We start from the raw sequence: 12,935 nt of genomic DNA, 5'->3' as shown, positions 1-12,935 counted from the left end.
AAATGTGTGGCGCAACTATATGCTTTTTAGCCCATTTTTTCAAGTTTGAGCATCATGAATGCGAGCATGTTGCGACAAAGTGCGGTACATTTTGGGCGTATTTTGATACGTCATAAAACCTCCTTTTTTCTGACCGCACTTTTTTCTCTTACTACAACATGAAGTCAACATCAGTAAAAATCCCAAAAAATGCAAACGTTTGCGTGAAAAGTGCGGTACAATACGCGCCATTATTTTTACGCAGATAAAAAGGAAATGAAATGACACAACTTAGTCTAAAAAAAATCTATTCCGGCAAAGTACGGGATTTGTATGAAATTGATGACAAACGAATGTTGATGGTCGCCAGTGACAGATTGTCGGCGTTCGATGTAATTTTAGATGATCCGATTCCGCGTAAAGGCGAAATCCTGACACAAATTTCTAACTTTTGGTTTAACAAACTGGCGCATATTATGCCGAATCATTTTACCGGCGACAGCGTTTACGACGTGTTACCCAAAGCGGAAGCCGATTTAGTGAAAGATCGTGCGGTGGTGTGCAAACGCTTAACCCCGATTAAAATTGAATCTATCGTGCGCGGTTATTTAACCGGCAGCGGACTGAAAGATTACAAACAAACCGGTACAATTTGTGGCTTAGAATTACCAAAAGGCTTAGTGGAAGCCAGCAAATTGCCCGAGCCGATTTTCACACCGTCCAGCAAAGAAGAAATCGGCAATCACGACATTAATATTAGTTATGCCGAATGCGAAAACTTGATCGGCAAAGATTTGGCAGCGCAAGTGAAAGAAAAAGCCATCGCCCTTTATACCGAAGCGGCAAAATATGCCTTAACCAAAGGTATCATCATTTGTGACACCAAATTTGAATTCGGCTTGGATGAAAACGGCACGTTAACCTTGATGGATGAGGTATTAACACCGGATTCTAGCCGTTTCTGGTCAGTAGAGACTTATCAAGAAGGCACAAACCCACCGTCTTTTGATAAACAATTTATTCGTGACTGGTTGGAAAACAGCGGTTGGAATAAACAGCCACCGGCGCCAAAAGTGCCGTCGGATGTCATTCAGAAGACCGTAGATAAATACCAAGAAGCCTTGGATTTATTAACAAAATAACACTTAAAGGAATTCCCGCTATGCATTAGAATAGTGGGAATTTTTTGTAACCGGATAGGAGTAATATGAGGTCGGTCGCCATTGTCGGGTTAGGTTGGCTAGGTTTGCCACTGGCGCGACATTTAAAAAATCTAGGCTGGGAAGTTAAAGGCACGAAACGTACTCACGATGGTGTAGAACAAATGCGTTTAATGCGTTTGGAAGCCTATCATTTGGAACTTACCCCTGAAATTAATGCGGATCCTGATGATGTCAGTGCCTTGCTTGATGTGGATTCATTGATCATTAATATTCCACCAAGCCAATATTTTTTCGATCTCAATCAATATGTCGAAGGCGTGCAAAATCTGGTTAACGAAGCCTTATTACAAGGGGTGAGCCACATTATTTTTATTAGCTCCACTTCCGTTTTCCCTGATATTTCCGCCCATTTTGATGAATCCGTCACGCCACAGCCGGACAGTGACATTGGTCGCGCCTTAGTTGAAATTGAAAACGGCTTGGCGCAGATGCAAGACATCGATTGCGATATTATTCGTTTTGCCGGTTTAGTCGGCAACGATCGCCATCCCGTTTATTCTCTTGCCGGAAAACAAGCACTCAAGTGCGGTTATTCTCCGGTAAATTTAGTCCATTTAGACGATTGCGCACGCGCCATTCAATTATTGTTAGAAACCCCGGGCGGCTATCGTCTATATCATTTGGCCGCGCCAATGCACCCAACACGGGAAGCCTATTATCAATATGCGGCGGAAAAATACGGGCTAGAACCACCGCACTTTATTAACTCAGAACACGATCCGCAACGCATTATCATGGCGGAAAAAATTTGTAATGAATTAGAATTTGTTTACCAATATCCGGATCCGAATTTAATGCTGACAACAGAAGAATAAAAGTGCGGTTGTTTTTCAAAATGTTTTTACCACGTACTTTTATTAACCCCATTCACTCAAACAAACACAGATAAGGAAAGAAAATATGTCAAATACCATTTTGCAACACTTACCGAAAGGTGAAAAAGTCGGTATCGCCTTTTCCGGCGGCTTAGACACCAGCGCGGCACTGCTTTGGATGCGTCAACACGGCGCCATTCCTTGCGCTTACACCGCGAACCTTGGCCAACCGGATGAAGAGGATTACGAGGCTATTCCACGCAAAGCCAAAGAATATGGCGCAGAAATGGCCCGCTTAATCGACTGCCGCACACAATTAGCCCAAGAAGGCATTGCGGCGATCCAATGCGGCGCATTTCACGTGACGACAGGTGGTTTGACTTATTTCAACACCACCCCATTAGGCCGTGCGGTGACCGGCACCATGTTGGTCTCTGCCATGAAAGAAGATGATGTCAATATTTGGGGTGATGGCAGTACTTACAAAGGCAACGACATCGAACGTTTCTATCGTTACGGCTTAATGACCAACCCAAATTTAAAAATTTATAAACCTTGGTTAGATCAAAAATTTATCGATGAATTGGGCGGCCGTTTTGAGATGTCTAACTTCTTAATTGAAAACGGCTTTGATTACAAAATGTCTGTCGAAAAAGCCTATTCCACCGACTCCAACATGCTTGGCGCGACTCACGAAGCAAAAGACTTGGAATTCTTAAATTCCGGTATTCGTATCGTCAACCCAATCATGGGCGTACCATTCTGGCGTGAAGATGTACAAATCAAAGCGGAAGAAGTGACGGTGCGTTTTGAAGAAGGCATTCCGGTCGCATTAAACGGTAAAACGTTCGATAACATCGTAGAATTGTTCCTTGAAGCCAACCGCATTGGTGGTCGTCACGGCTTAGGGATGTCCGACCAAATCGAAAACCGTATCATCGAAGCGAAATCTCGCGGCATCTACGAAGCCCCGGGCATGGCACTATTACACATTGCTTACGAACGTTTAGTGACCGGTATCCACAACGAAGACACCATCGAACAATACCGCATCAACGGTATTCGTTTAGGTCGCTTGTTATACCAAGGTCGTTGGTTCGATCCGCAAGCCTTAATGTTGCGCGAAACCGCTCAACGTTGGGTGGCTCGCGCAGTCACCGGTGAAGTGACGTTAGAGCTACGTCGTGGTAACGACTATTCCTTACTCAACACGGAATCCCCGAACTTAACCTACCATCCGGAACGTTTGAGTATGGAAAAAGTGGAAAATGCACCGTTTGATCCGGTCGATCGTATCGGTCAATTAACCATGCGTAACCTTGATATCACCGACACCCGCGACAAACTCGGTATCTATTCCCGCACCGGTTTACTGGCGACAAACAAAGATTCTGCGTTACCGCAATTATACAAAAAAGCGTAAAACGCTCTCTTTTCCGACCGCACTTTGAGACATCTCTGTGCGGTCTTCTTTTGCGATTTAATCTCAACAAAAAGGATGAACGGATTTGTTCAATCTATGCCTTAATTTTCTTTTCTGGAACATTAAAGCACAGCCTATTTTGGTGTATGATACGGTTTCATTATTTTCCTCATGAATATGAATCTTTCTCATGAAACCAATCTTTCTTGAACTTCGACACCTTAAAACTTTACTTGCCTTAAAAGAAACGGGCAGTGTTTCTTTGGCAGCAAAACGGGTTTATCTCACTCAATCCGCTCTTTCCCACCAAATTAAACTGTTGGAAGATCAATACGGTTTGCCGTTATTTGAACGTAAAACCCAGCCGTTGCACTTTACACCGGCAGGTGAGCGTTTGATTCAGCTTGCCAATGATATTTTGCCTAAAGTGATTGAGGCGGAGCGTGATTTAGCGCGGGTGAAACAAGGGGAGGCCGGCGAGTTGCGTATTGCGGTGGAATGCCACACTTGCTTCGATTGGCTTATGCCCGCCATGGATTTATTCCGTCAACATTGGCCGTTGGTGGAGCTGGATATTGTGTCCGGTTTCCACACCGATGCCGTTGGGTTGCTGTTAAGCCATCGTGCCGATTGGGCTGTTGTGCAAGAAGTGGAAGAGACCCCGGACATTGTGTATAAGCCGTTGTTTTCCTATGAAATGGTGGGATTATGTGCGAAAGATCATCCGCTGGCAGCGAAAGAGGTTTGGCAGGCGGAAGATTTTATTGATCAAACGTTAATTACTTATCCCGTACCGGATGATATGTTGGATTTGTTGCGTAAGGTATTACACCCGAAAGGCATCAATCCGACCCGACGAACCAGTGAACTTACCATCGCCATCATTCAGTTGGTGGCAAGTAAACGTGGAGTGGCGGCATTGCCGTTTTGGGCGGCGAAGCCTTATTTGGATCGTGGTTACATCGTGGCGCGAAAAATTACCGAACAGGGGTTACACAGTAATCTTTATGCCGCAACGCGAGAGTTGGATTCACAAATGGCGTTCGTGGATGATTTCTATGAAACCGTGAAAGCCCAAAGTTTTTCTACCTTGCCCGAATTGTCTATATTAGAAGAGATCTCGTTGTATGTCTGACGTAAAGACAAATTCTCATCCCATTTGGGCGGCGGCGAAAGCCGCCTTGCCCTATAGTGCGCCGATGCTCGCCGGCTTTTTGTTCCTTGGCGTGGCTTACGGCATTTACATGAAAGCACTTGGTTTTGGTGTTTGGTATCCCGTGTTGATGGCGTTATTCATCTACGCCGGTTCCGTGGAATTCATCATTGCCGGCGCATTAAGTTTGGCATTTGCGCCGTTAAATGCGTTATTGATTACCTTGATGGTGAGTGGCAGACAGCTTTTTTATAGCATTGCGATGTTGGAAAAATACGGAAAATCCTTGGGCAAAAAACGCCTATACCTTATTGCCACGTTGGTAGATGAGTCTTTTTCCTTGAATTACATGGCAAACGTCCCACCGCATATTGATCGTGGTTGGTATCTCTTTTTTGTTTCGTTTTATTTGCATATGTATTGGGCAATCGGTGCTGGCATTGGCAACGTATTCGGGAACATTATTCCCTTTGATTTAAAGGGCATTGAATTTGCTATGACGGCATTATTTTTAGTGATTTTTGCCGAAAACTGGGCGCAGGAAAAATCTCATGAGAGCTCTTTGTTAGGTTTAGCAATTGCCGCAATTTCCCTCATCGTTTTCGGACATGACTATTTCTTATTGCCTACCTTGATTGGTATCTGGACGGTGTTGACTTTCCGCCGACCAAAATTGTCCTCAACTTTAAAGAGGATTGAAGAATGACATTAACCGAACAAATCATCACCATCGGGATTGCTGTGCTGGCCGTGCAATTTACCCGATGGCTGCCCTTTTGGATTTTCCCGGCGAACCGCCCGATTCCCGAATATATCCGTTATTTAGGTAAAGTCTTACCTGCAGCGATGTTTGGTATGCTCGTGGTGTATTGTTACAAAAACGTGGATATGTTTAGCGGCTTTCATGGCGTTCCCGAATTTCTTTCCGGTGCGATCGTTATTGCGTTGCATTTGTGGAAGCGCAATATGTTCTTGTCCATCGCTGCCGGCACCATATTATATATGTTCTTAGTACAACAGGTATTTGTATAAAAAGACGCTAAAAAATGACCGCACTTTTTCTTCATGAATTTTCTATGCCGGCAAAGAAAAGACATGGCTTATGCTATAATTCTCCGCAAATTTTTACCGCACGTTAGGATCAATATGTCGCTTCAATTCAATATGATTGCGTTACTTTTAGTGGTGTTAATTTTGCTTGGCATTCTTAGCCACAATAGCGCCATCACCATCTCCGCTGCCGTGCTACTGATCATGCAACAAACCCTACTCGCGAAATATATTCCCTATTTGGAAAAATACGGCTTGAGCGTTGGTATTGTGATTTTAACCATTGGCGTTTTGAGCCCATTGGTTTCCGGTAAAATTCAACTTCCGGGCTTGTCGGCCTTTATCAGTTGGAAAATGTTCGTTGCTATTGCGGTAGGTGTATTGGTCGCGTGGCTTGCGGGCAAAGGCGTTCCGCTGATGGGCGAACAACCTGTCTTAGTGACAGGCTTGGTGATTGGCACCATCATTGGTGTTTCTTTTCTGGGCGGTATCCCTGTCGGACCACTTATCGCCGCAGGTATTTTGGCATTACTCATAGGAAAATTCTAATGAAAAACAAATGGTTATTTATTGCCGCGTTGAGCGGTTTTTTATGTGTGACGATTGGCGCTTTTGCTGCACATGGATTAAGCAAGGTTTTAGAGCCTAAAGAATTAGCGTGGATTGAAACCGGTGTGAAATATCAAATGTTCCACACCCTTGCCATTCTTGGAATTGGCATTGCGCAATTGTGTCGTGAATCATTGCTTGCCAGCAAAATAGTCAATTTCGCCGCGGGTGCATGGGCATTCGGCATTCTTCTCTTTAGCGGCAGCCTTTATGCACTCGCACTTGGTGCAGGACAATTCCTGGTTTGGGTGACACCGATTGGGGGTACCTTATTTTTAATTGGCTGGCTTTGCTTGGCTTACGGCAGTTTGAAAAAGTAAATCAGTATGAAGAATAGAACGGTAAAGCACGAACTAACACCTTTACAACAATCCCTTTTTTCCCAATTAATTGACATTATGTTGGTGGATAAACGCCGTTTATCCGCCCGCATTCATGGCATCGGCAAAATTAAAAACCAAGAAGCGCAGCAAGCCGTTGCGGCTGAAATCCAACAACAAATTGAACAAGCAAGATTACGTGTAGAAAGCCGTAAAAGTGCGGTTAAAAATCCGATTGTTTTTCCGGAAAGCCTGCCGGTTAGCCAACGTAAAGCAGAAATTGAAAAACTGCTTTCCGAGCATCAAGTGATCGTGGTGGCGGGGGAAACCGGTTCAGGGAAAACCACGCAGTTGCCGAAAATGTGTTTAGAGCTAGGATTCGGCAATCTTGGCACAATCGGGCACACTCAACCACGCCGTATTGCGGCACGTTCTGTGGCGGCTAGAATTGCGGAAGAATTGCAAACAGAGCTTGGCGATTTAGTGGGGTATAAAGTCCGTTTTAACGATCAAATCAGTGACAACACCCAAATTAAGTTGATGACGGACGGGATTTTGCTGGCTGAAATTCAAACGGATCGTTTCCTTAATCAATATTCCTGCCTGATTATCGATGAAGCCCACGAACGCAGCTTGAACAACGATTTTATTCTCGGTTATCTAAAACAGCTTCTACCACGCCGTCCAGACTTAAAAGTTATTATCACCTCCGCCACCATTGATGTGGAACGTTTTTCTAAACATTTTAATAACGCGCCGATTATCGAAGTCTCGGGCAGAACTTATCCCGTGGAAGTGCGTTATCGCCCTGTTGCGGAAGAAGACGATCAAGATCAGCTACAAGGCATTCTTAATGCTGTGGATGAGCTGCAAGCGGAAGGGCGCGGCGATATTTTGATCTTTATGAACGGTGAAAGAGAAATTCGCGACACCGCTGAAGCCTTGCAAAAGCAAAATTTAAAACACACGGAAATCCTACCGCTCTTTGCCCGCTTGTCTGCGCAAGAACAAAATAAAATTTTCCATCCGAGTGGGCTAAATCGCATAGTATTAGCGACCAACGTCGCGGAAACTTCATTAACCGTGCCGGGCATTAAATATGTGATTGATCCCGGCACAGCGCGCATTTCTCGTTATAGCTACCGCACCAAAGTGCAACGCTTGCCTATTGAGCCGATTTCACAGGCCTCCGCTAATCAGCGGAAAGGGCGTTGCGGACGGGTGAGCGAAGGCATTTGTATTCGCCTTTATTCGGAAGAGGATTTTAATAATCGCCCGGAATTTACCGATCCGGAAATTCTGCGTACCAATTTGGCTTCCGTCATTTTGCAAATGACGGCATTGGGTTTGGATGACATTGAAGCGTTTCCTTTTGTGGATGCGCCGGATAAACGGCATATCCAAGATGGCGTGAAGTTATTGGAAGAGCTGGGCGCGATTCAACCTAAGAAAATTAAATCATATAAAAATGATGGCGCGCGTTTTCCAACGCGTGCCCAAAATTTAACAGCTGAAAGCACGCGTCAGGAGACGCGCGCTAGCGAATCGACAGAGAAAAAACAAGGTTGGGAACTTACCTCAATCGGTCGCCAACTTGCCCAACTCCCGGTCGATCCACGCCTTGCTAAAATGCTTCTAAGTGCGGTCGATTTTGGCAGCGTTTATGAAGTGATGATTATTGTCTCGGCGTTATCCATCCAAGATCCGCGTGAACGTCCGACAGAAAAACAACAGGCTTCCGATGAAAAACATCGTCGCTTTGCCGATAAAAAATCGGATTTCTTGGCGTTCTTGAATCTTTGGAATTATGTGCAAGAACAGCAAAAAGAATTAACGAAAAACCAATTCCGCCGTCAGTGCCAAAAGGATTTTTTAAATTATTTGCGCATTCGCGAATGGCAGGATATTTATCAACAAATTCGTCTTGCCGTGCGTGAAATGGGCTTGCCGATTAATTCGGAAAAAGCCGAATATCAGCAAATTCACACTGCACTTTTAAGCGGTTTGCTGTCGCATATCGGCTTAAAAGAAGCAGAAAAACAACAATATCTCGGCGCGCGCAATGCCCATTTTGCAATTTTCCCCAATTCCGTGCTTTTCAAAAAACAACCGAAATGGGTGATGGCGGCAGAGTTGGTGGAAACCTCCAAACTTTGGGGTCGCATGGTGGCGGAAATTGAGCCGGAATGGATTGAGCCACTCGCCGAGCATTTAACCAAAAAATCTTATTCTGAACCGCGCTGGTCGAAATCCCGCGGGGCGGTGATCGCCGATGAAAAAGTCAGTTTGTATGGCGTGCCGATTGTGGCGGCGCGACCGGTGAATTACGGCGCCATTGACCCAAGGGTGAGCCGTGAGATCTTTATTCAATCTGCCTTGGTGGAAGGGGATTGGAACACCAAGCACAAATTCTTCAAGCAAAATCAGCAGCTGATTCGTGAAGTTGAGGAATTGGAACACAAAAGCCGTCGCCGCGATATTTTGGTGGATGAGCGCACTTTATTTGAGTTTTACGATCAGCGTATCGGCACTGACGTGGTGTCGCAAAAACATTTTGATACATGGTGGAAAAAGGCAGAAAAACAAGATCCTGAATTGCTTAATTTTGAACGCTCATTTTTGATTAATGATGATGCAGAACAAGTGAGCAAGCTGGATTTCCCGAATTTCTGGCATCAAGGCAATCTGAAACTCAAACTGACCTATCAATTCGAACCGGGCACGGATGCGGACGGCGTGACCGTGCATATTCCGTTGCCGTTGCTCAACCAAGTGGAAATGACGGGCTTTGATTGGCAAATCCCGGGCTTACGGGAAGAGCTGGTCATCGCGCTGATTAAGTCTCTGCCGAAATCCTATCGTCGTAATTTCGTGCCTGCACCGAATTATGCCCAAGCTTTTTTAGGGCGCGCCGTGCCGTTGGAAAAACCATTGTTGGATACGCTGATTTATGAATTGCGCCGCATGACGGGCGTCACCGTAGAAGCGGAACATTGGAATTGGGAACAAATTCCAAGCTATTTGAAAATGACGTTCCGCGTGGTGGATGAAAACGGCAAGAAAATCGCCGAATCCATGAATTTAGATGAGCTGAAATTTAGTTTAAAAGATCGTGTACAGGAAAGCATTTCTGCGGTGGCAGACGATGGCATTGAACAAAGCGGACTGCATATTTGGAGTTTCGCCGAGTTGCCACAATGTTACGAACAAAAACAGCGCGGTTTCAGCGTGAAAGCCTTTCCTGCCATTGTGGACGAAAAAGACGCGGTGGGCATTAAACTGTTTGAAACGGAATTTGAACAAGCGGTGGCAATGCAACAAGGTTTACGCCGATTGTTATTGCTCAACGTGCCGTCACCGATTAAATATCTGCATGAAAAATTGCCAAATAAAGCCAAATTGGGGCTCTATTTCACGCCATTTGGTCGTGTGTTGGATTTGATTGATGACTGTATTGCTTGTGCTGTGGATAAACTCATTGCCGATTTCGGCGGCTTTGTGTGGAACGAAGAAGGTTTTAATAAGCTACGGGATTTCGTGCGTGAAAACGTTAATGAAGTCACCGTGGATATTGCGCAGAAAGTGGAGCAGATCCTCACACTCACTCACCAGCTCAACCAACGTCTCAAAGGCAAGATGGATTTCACCATGGCGTTCGCCTTATCCGACATGAAAAGCCAAATTGCCGGTTTGATTTATCAAGGCTTCGTACAAAAAAGCGGCTACACCCGCCTGCCGGATTTACTTCGCTATCTGCAAGCCATCGATAAACGCATGGATAAACTCGCTCAGGATGTCAATCGCGATCGCGCCGCTATGTTACGCGTGGAACAAGTGCAACAAGCCTATCAACAGCTTCTTGCCAAACTCCCGAAATCCAAACCGATTTCTGATGAGGTGGCGGAGATTCGCTATATGATCGAAGAATTGCGTGTGAGTTTATTTGCGCAGCAGTTAGGGACGAAGTATCAGGTGTCGGAGAAGCGGGTTTTAGGGGCTATTCAAAATATAGAGTAAGATATCACCAAGGTATTGTAGTGATCAACCACAGTATTTTTCCCCTAATCAAGCCTTAGTTTATCGTGGGAGAACTGCGGTGAATGTGGTGTTGCAGGGAGAGGCTTTATTAATATTGTTTAGTTAACTAAGGAAAAGTTAGCAGATGAGCTATAATGAAAGATAGTATTTTATGTTGATCAGCCTAAAAATGGTTGTATTTGGTAAAGTAAAAAAATTGCCTAAGAAATATTTGCTTTGAAGAGGACATTGCATATGAATAATACATTGCATTTAAAGAAATTTCATTTTGAACAAGTCAAAGGTGTCGGCACGATTGAAGCGGAATTATCTCCTAATCAACGGGTTTATACTTTTATTGGGGAAAATGGGATTGGAAAGACAAAGTTTTTAGAAAGTCTGTTTGCTATATTGCTATTTACGAACAAACAAGCAATGAAAACAGATTCTTATATACAGCATTCATTAATTCCTTTTAAATCTGCGACCATCAATGATATTTCTTTCAGTTTTAATGAGAATGATGGTTTTTCTTTAGGTAATCATAATTATGCATTTATTTTGGCTATGCATTCTTATCCGGTCGTTTATTTATCTGCACAACACCGCGGTGCGATAAATGAGAAAATCTATGAGCATGAAAGAGGAAACGTTTCTAAATTAGGTAATAAATCTAAACGACAAAAAGGGTATTTAGAGTATTTATTGACAAGTTTTAATGGAAATCCACAACATCTAAAAAATTTGAATATGGATTCTAATATTGAAGAATGGATTGTTCAGCGCGCTTTATCTTCAAATCCTTATCAGTCTAAAGAAGATAATCGAGAGATTGAAATTAAAACGTTATTGTCTTTATTAAATAAAGTAGATCATAGAATTGATAAAGATTTCCTCGAAATATCAGGCGATAATCGAGTTTTTCTAAAAATAGAAAATCAAAAACGAGAAATTTCAGAGCTTTCCAGTGGTTTTACTTCTATTTTAAAAATTATCCAATCAATTATTGCTGGATACAGTTATTTCACTAATGAGCTACAGATTGCAAATGTTCCCGGTATAATCTTAATTGATGAAATAGAAAGCCATTTACATAATAAGTGGCAAGTGAATATTATTCCTTTATTAAAAGAATTATTTCCTAAAACAATCTTTTTTATTACCACTCATTCACCTATTGTAATTAGTCAATTAAAGACCGGTGAAGCCTACCGCTTGAAACGTTGTGAAAATGATGGTGTTGTGTATGCTAAGCTTATTGATTACCCAAGTAAAGTTTCTTTCATTGATTTATTAAATGATGCTTTTGATGTAAATTTAAACCGATTAAAAGTTCAAAGAGCTCAAGAAGAAGGGCAACAGGAGGCGAAACAAACCTTGTTAAAATTGGTTCAACAGGAATTAGCTAATGATGTAAATTTAAATCGATTAAAAGTTCAAAGAGCTCAAGAAGAAGGGCAACAGGAGGCGAAACAAACCTTGTTAAAATTGGTTCAACAGGAATTAGCTAATGATGTAAATTTAAATCGATTAAAAGTTCAAAGAGCTCAAGAAGAAGGGCAACAGGAGGCGAAACAAACCTTGTTAAAATTGGGTCAACAGAAATTAGCTAATTTGGAGACTAAATAATGAAAGGTTATTTATTAGATACAAATTATTTAATTTATTTAGTGGATCCAAATACAAACTCAAGTAAAAAAGCGGAAGTATTACAAGATTTAGCATTAAAACTTGAAGATCCTGAAACTTTATTGTTTTTGACACCATTAATTCGTTATGAGGTTTTACGTGGTGTAGAATGGGATAATATTGAAAAATTAAATATATTAAAAAATGCTTTAAAAAAATTTCAGGTAATTGATATTAATGATGATATTTCTGATTTAGCTCGAAATTTATTTCGTTTGGATAAAGCAAATCAAAAAACGGGGAGTACAAAGGTTATTGAAAAGTATCAATTTGATATGTTTCACTTTGCAGCAGCAAAAGAAAATAATTTAGAAATTTTATCAAAAGATCGTGATATGAGTGCAATCGAAAATCTATTTGAGAAAATTCAGGCGATAAGATGATTTCTGTAATCCCACCCCACGATAGCGCAAGCCACGCTTGTGCTTATTTGGTCCAAGCGAGGACGCTTGAACCATCGTTCTGCTTTTAGAAAGTGCGGTTATTTTTCCAATTATTTTTAAGTGTTATCACGCAAAACGGAGTTATAAATATATAAAAATCAAAAACCCCCGATGCTCTCACATCAGGGGTTCATACGAATAAACTTGGCGGTGACCTACTCTCACATGGGAATCTCCCACACTACCATCGGCATAACAGCGTTTCACTTCTGAG

At 42.7% G+C, this 12,935-nt stretch carries 11 protein-coding genes; all 11 read left to right on the top strand.

Features of this window, described 5'->3' with window-relative positions; genetic code table 11:
• Positions 1-260 precede the first annotated feature (260 nt).
• The 11 genes from QZ106_RS01805 (at position 261) to QZ106_RS01755 (ending at position 12,661) form a co-directional block, all read left to right on the top strand.
• A complete protein-coding gene (locus QZ106_RS01805) occupies positions 261-1,121 on the top strand; it encodes a phosphoribosylaminoimidazolesuccinocarboxamide synthase (protein ID WP_295973489.1) in 861 nt (286 codons plus the stop codon).
• A gap of 65 nt (positions 1,122-1,186) precedes the next feature.
• A complete protein-coding gene (locus QZ106_RS01800; RefSeq protein ID WP_295973488.1) occupies positions 1,187-2,017 on the top strand; it encodes an SDR family oxidoreductase in 831 nt (276 codons plus the stop codon).
• Positions 2,018-2,102: 85 nt separating this feature from the next.
• Positions 2,103-3,440, top strand: a complete 1,338-nt coding sequence (gene argG, locus QZ106_RS01795; RefSeq protein WP_006718777.1) for an argininosuccinate synthase — start codon at positions 2,103-2,105, stop codon at positions 3,438-3,440.
• 190 nt (positions 3,441-3,630) lie between these two features.
• Entirely contained in the window at positions 3,631-4,575 is a 945-nt protein-coding gene (locus tag QZ106_RS01790) for a LysR family transcriptional regulator (protein ID WP_295973481.1), read from the top strand.
• Positions 4,568-5,299 (top strand): AzlC family ABC transporter permease, encoded by a 732-nt coding sequence (locus tag QZ106_RS01785; RefSeq protein ID WP_295973478.1) that lies wholly within the window; start codon positions 4,568-4,570, stop codon positions 5,297-5,299. Before QZ106_RS01790 ends, QZ106_RS01785 begins: the two co-directional genes overlap by 8 nt.
• Positions 5,296-5,625 (top strand): branched-chain amino acid transporter permease, encoded by a 330-nt coding sequence (locus tag QZ106_RS01780; RefSeq protein WP_295973476.1) that lies wholly within the window; start codon positions 5,296-5,298, stop codon positions 5,623-5,625. The genes QZ106_RS01785 and QZ106_RS01780 overlap by 4 nt, the downstream gene beginning before the upstream one ends.
• Before the next feature lie 114 nt (positions 5,626-5,739).
• Positions 5,740-6,192 carry a DUF441 domain-containing protein gene (locus QZ106_RS01775; protein ID WP_295973471.1) on the top strand — a complete coding sequence of 151 codons (453 nt, stop codon included), beginning with the start codon at positions 5,740-5,742 and terminating at the stop codon, positions 6,190-6,192.
• Entirely contained in the window at positions 6,192-6,572 is a 381-nt protein-coding gene (locus QZ106_RS01770; RefSeq protein ID WP_295973469.1) for a DUF423 domain-containing protein, read from the top strand. Before QZ106_RS01775 ends, QZ106_RS01770 begins: the two co-directional genes overlap by 1 nt.
• 6 nt (positions 6,573-6,578) lie before the next feature.
• On the top strand, positions 6,579-10,589 hold the full coding sequence (gene hrpA, locus QZ106_RS01765) for an ATP-dependent RNA helicase HrpA (RefSeq protein ID WP_295973466.1): 4,011 nt from the start codon (positions 6,579-6,581) through the stop codon (positions 10,587-10,589).
• A 255-nt stretch (positions 10,590-10,844) separates the two neighbouring features.
• The gene (locus QZ106_RS01760; RefSeq protein ID WP_295973463.1) at positions 10,845-12,218 is read left to right on the top strand and encodes an AAA family ATPase; all 1,374 of its coding nucleotides are present in this window, start codon (positions 10,845-10,847) and stop codon (positions 12,216-12,218) included.
• Positions 12,218-12,661, top strand: a complete 444-nt coding sequence (locus QZ106_RS01755; protein ID WP_295973461.1) for a PIN domain-containing protein — start codon at positions 12,218-12,220, stop codon at positions 12,659-12,661. The genes QZ106_RS01760 and QZ106_RS01755 overlap by 1 nt, the downstream gene beginning before the upstream one ends.
• Positions 12,662-12,935 lie beyond the last annotated feature (274 nt).

The sequence above is a fragment of the uncultured Aggregatibacter sp. genome, assembly GCF_901873365.1.
Taxonomy (GTDB): Bacteria; Pseudomonadota; Gammaproteobacteria; order Enterobacterales; family Pasteurellaceae; genus Aggregatibacter.
Note: the sequence above shows the minus strand (reverse complement) of the source record. Positions and strands in the feature narration are given on the sequence as shown.

What these genes read in the sequence shown, in the direction of transcription:
- QZ106_RS01775 (WP_295973471.1), top strand. Translation starts at nt 5,740, where the DNA reads ATGTCGCTTCAATTCAATATGATTGCGTTACTTTTAGTGGTGTTAATT.
- argG (WP_006718777.1), top strand. Translation starts at nt 2,103, where the DNA reads ATGTCAAATACCATTTTGCAACACTTACCGAAAGGTGAAAAAGTCGGT.
- QZ106_RS01780 (WP_295973476.1), top strand. Translation starts at nt 5,296, where the DNA reads ATGACATTAACCGAACAAATCATCACCATCGGGATTGCTGTGCTGGCC.
- hrpA (WP_295973466.1), top strand. Translation starts at nt 6,579, where the DNA reads ATGAAGAATAGAACGGTAAAGCACGAACTAACACCTTTACAACAATCC.
- QZ106_RS01800 (WP_295973488.1), top strand. Translation starts at nt 1,187, where the DNA reads ATGAGGTCGGTCGCCATTGTCGGGTTAGGTTGGCTAGGTTTGCCACTG.
- QZ106_RS01755 (WP_295973461.1), top strand. Translation starts at nt 12,218, where the DNA reads ATGAAAGGTTATTTATTAGATACAAATTATTTAATTTATTTAGTGGAT.
- QZ106_RS01770 (WP_295973469.1), top strand. Translation starts at nt 6,192, where the DNA reads ATGAAAAACAAATGGTTATTTATTGCCGCGTTGAGCGGTTTTTTATGT.
- QZ106_RS01790 (WP_295973481.1), top strand. Translation starts at nt 3,631, where the DNA reads ATGAAACCAATCTTTCTTGAACTTCGACACCTTAAAACTTTACTTGCC.
- QZ106_RS01785 (WP_295973478.1), top strand. Translation starts at nt 4,568, where the DNA reads ATGTCTGACGTAAAGACAAATTCTCATCCCATTTGGGCGGCGGCGAAA.
- QZ106_RS01760 (WP_295973463.1), top strand. Translation starts at nt 10,845, where the DNA reads ATGAATAATACATTGCATTTAAAGAAATTTCATTTTGAACAAGTCAAA.
- QZ106_RS01805 (WP_295973489.1), top strand. Translation starts at nt 261, where the DNA reads ATGACACAACTTAGTCTAAAAAAAATCTATTCCGGCAAAGTACGGGAT.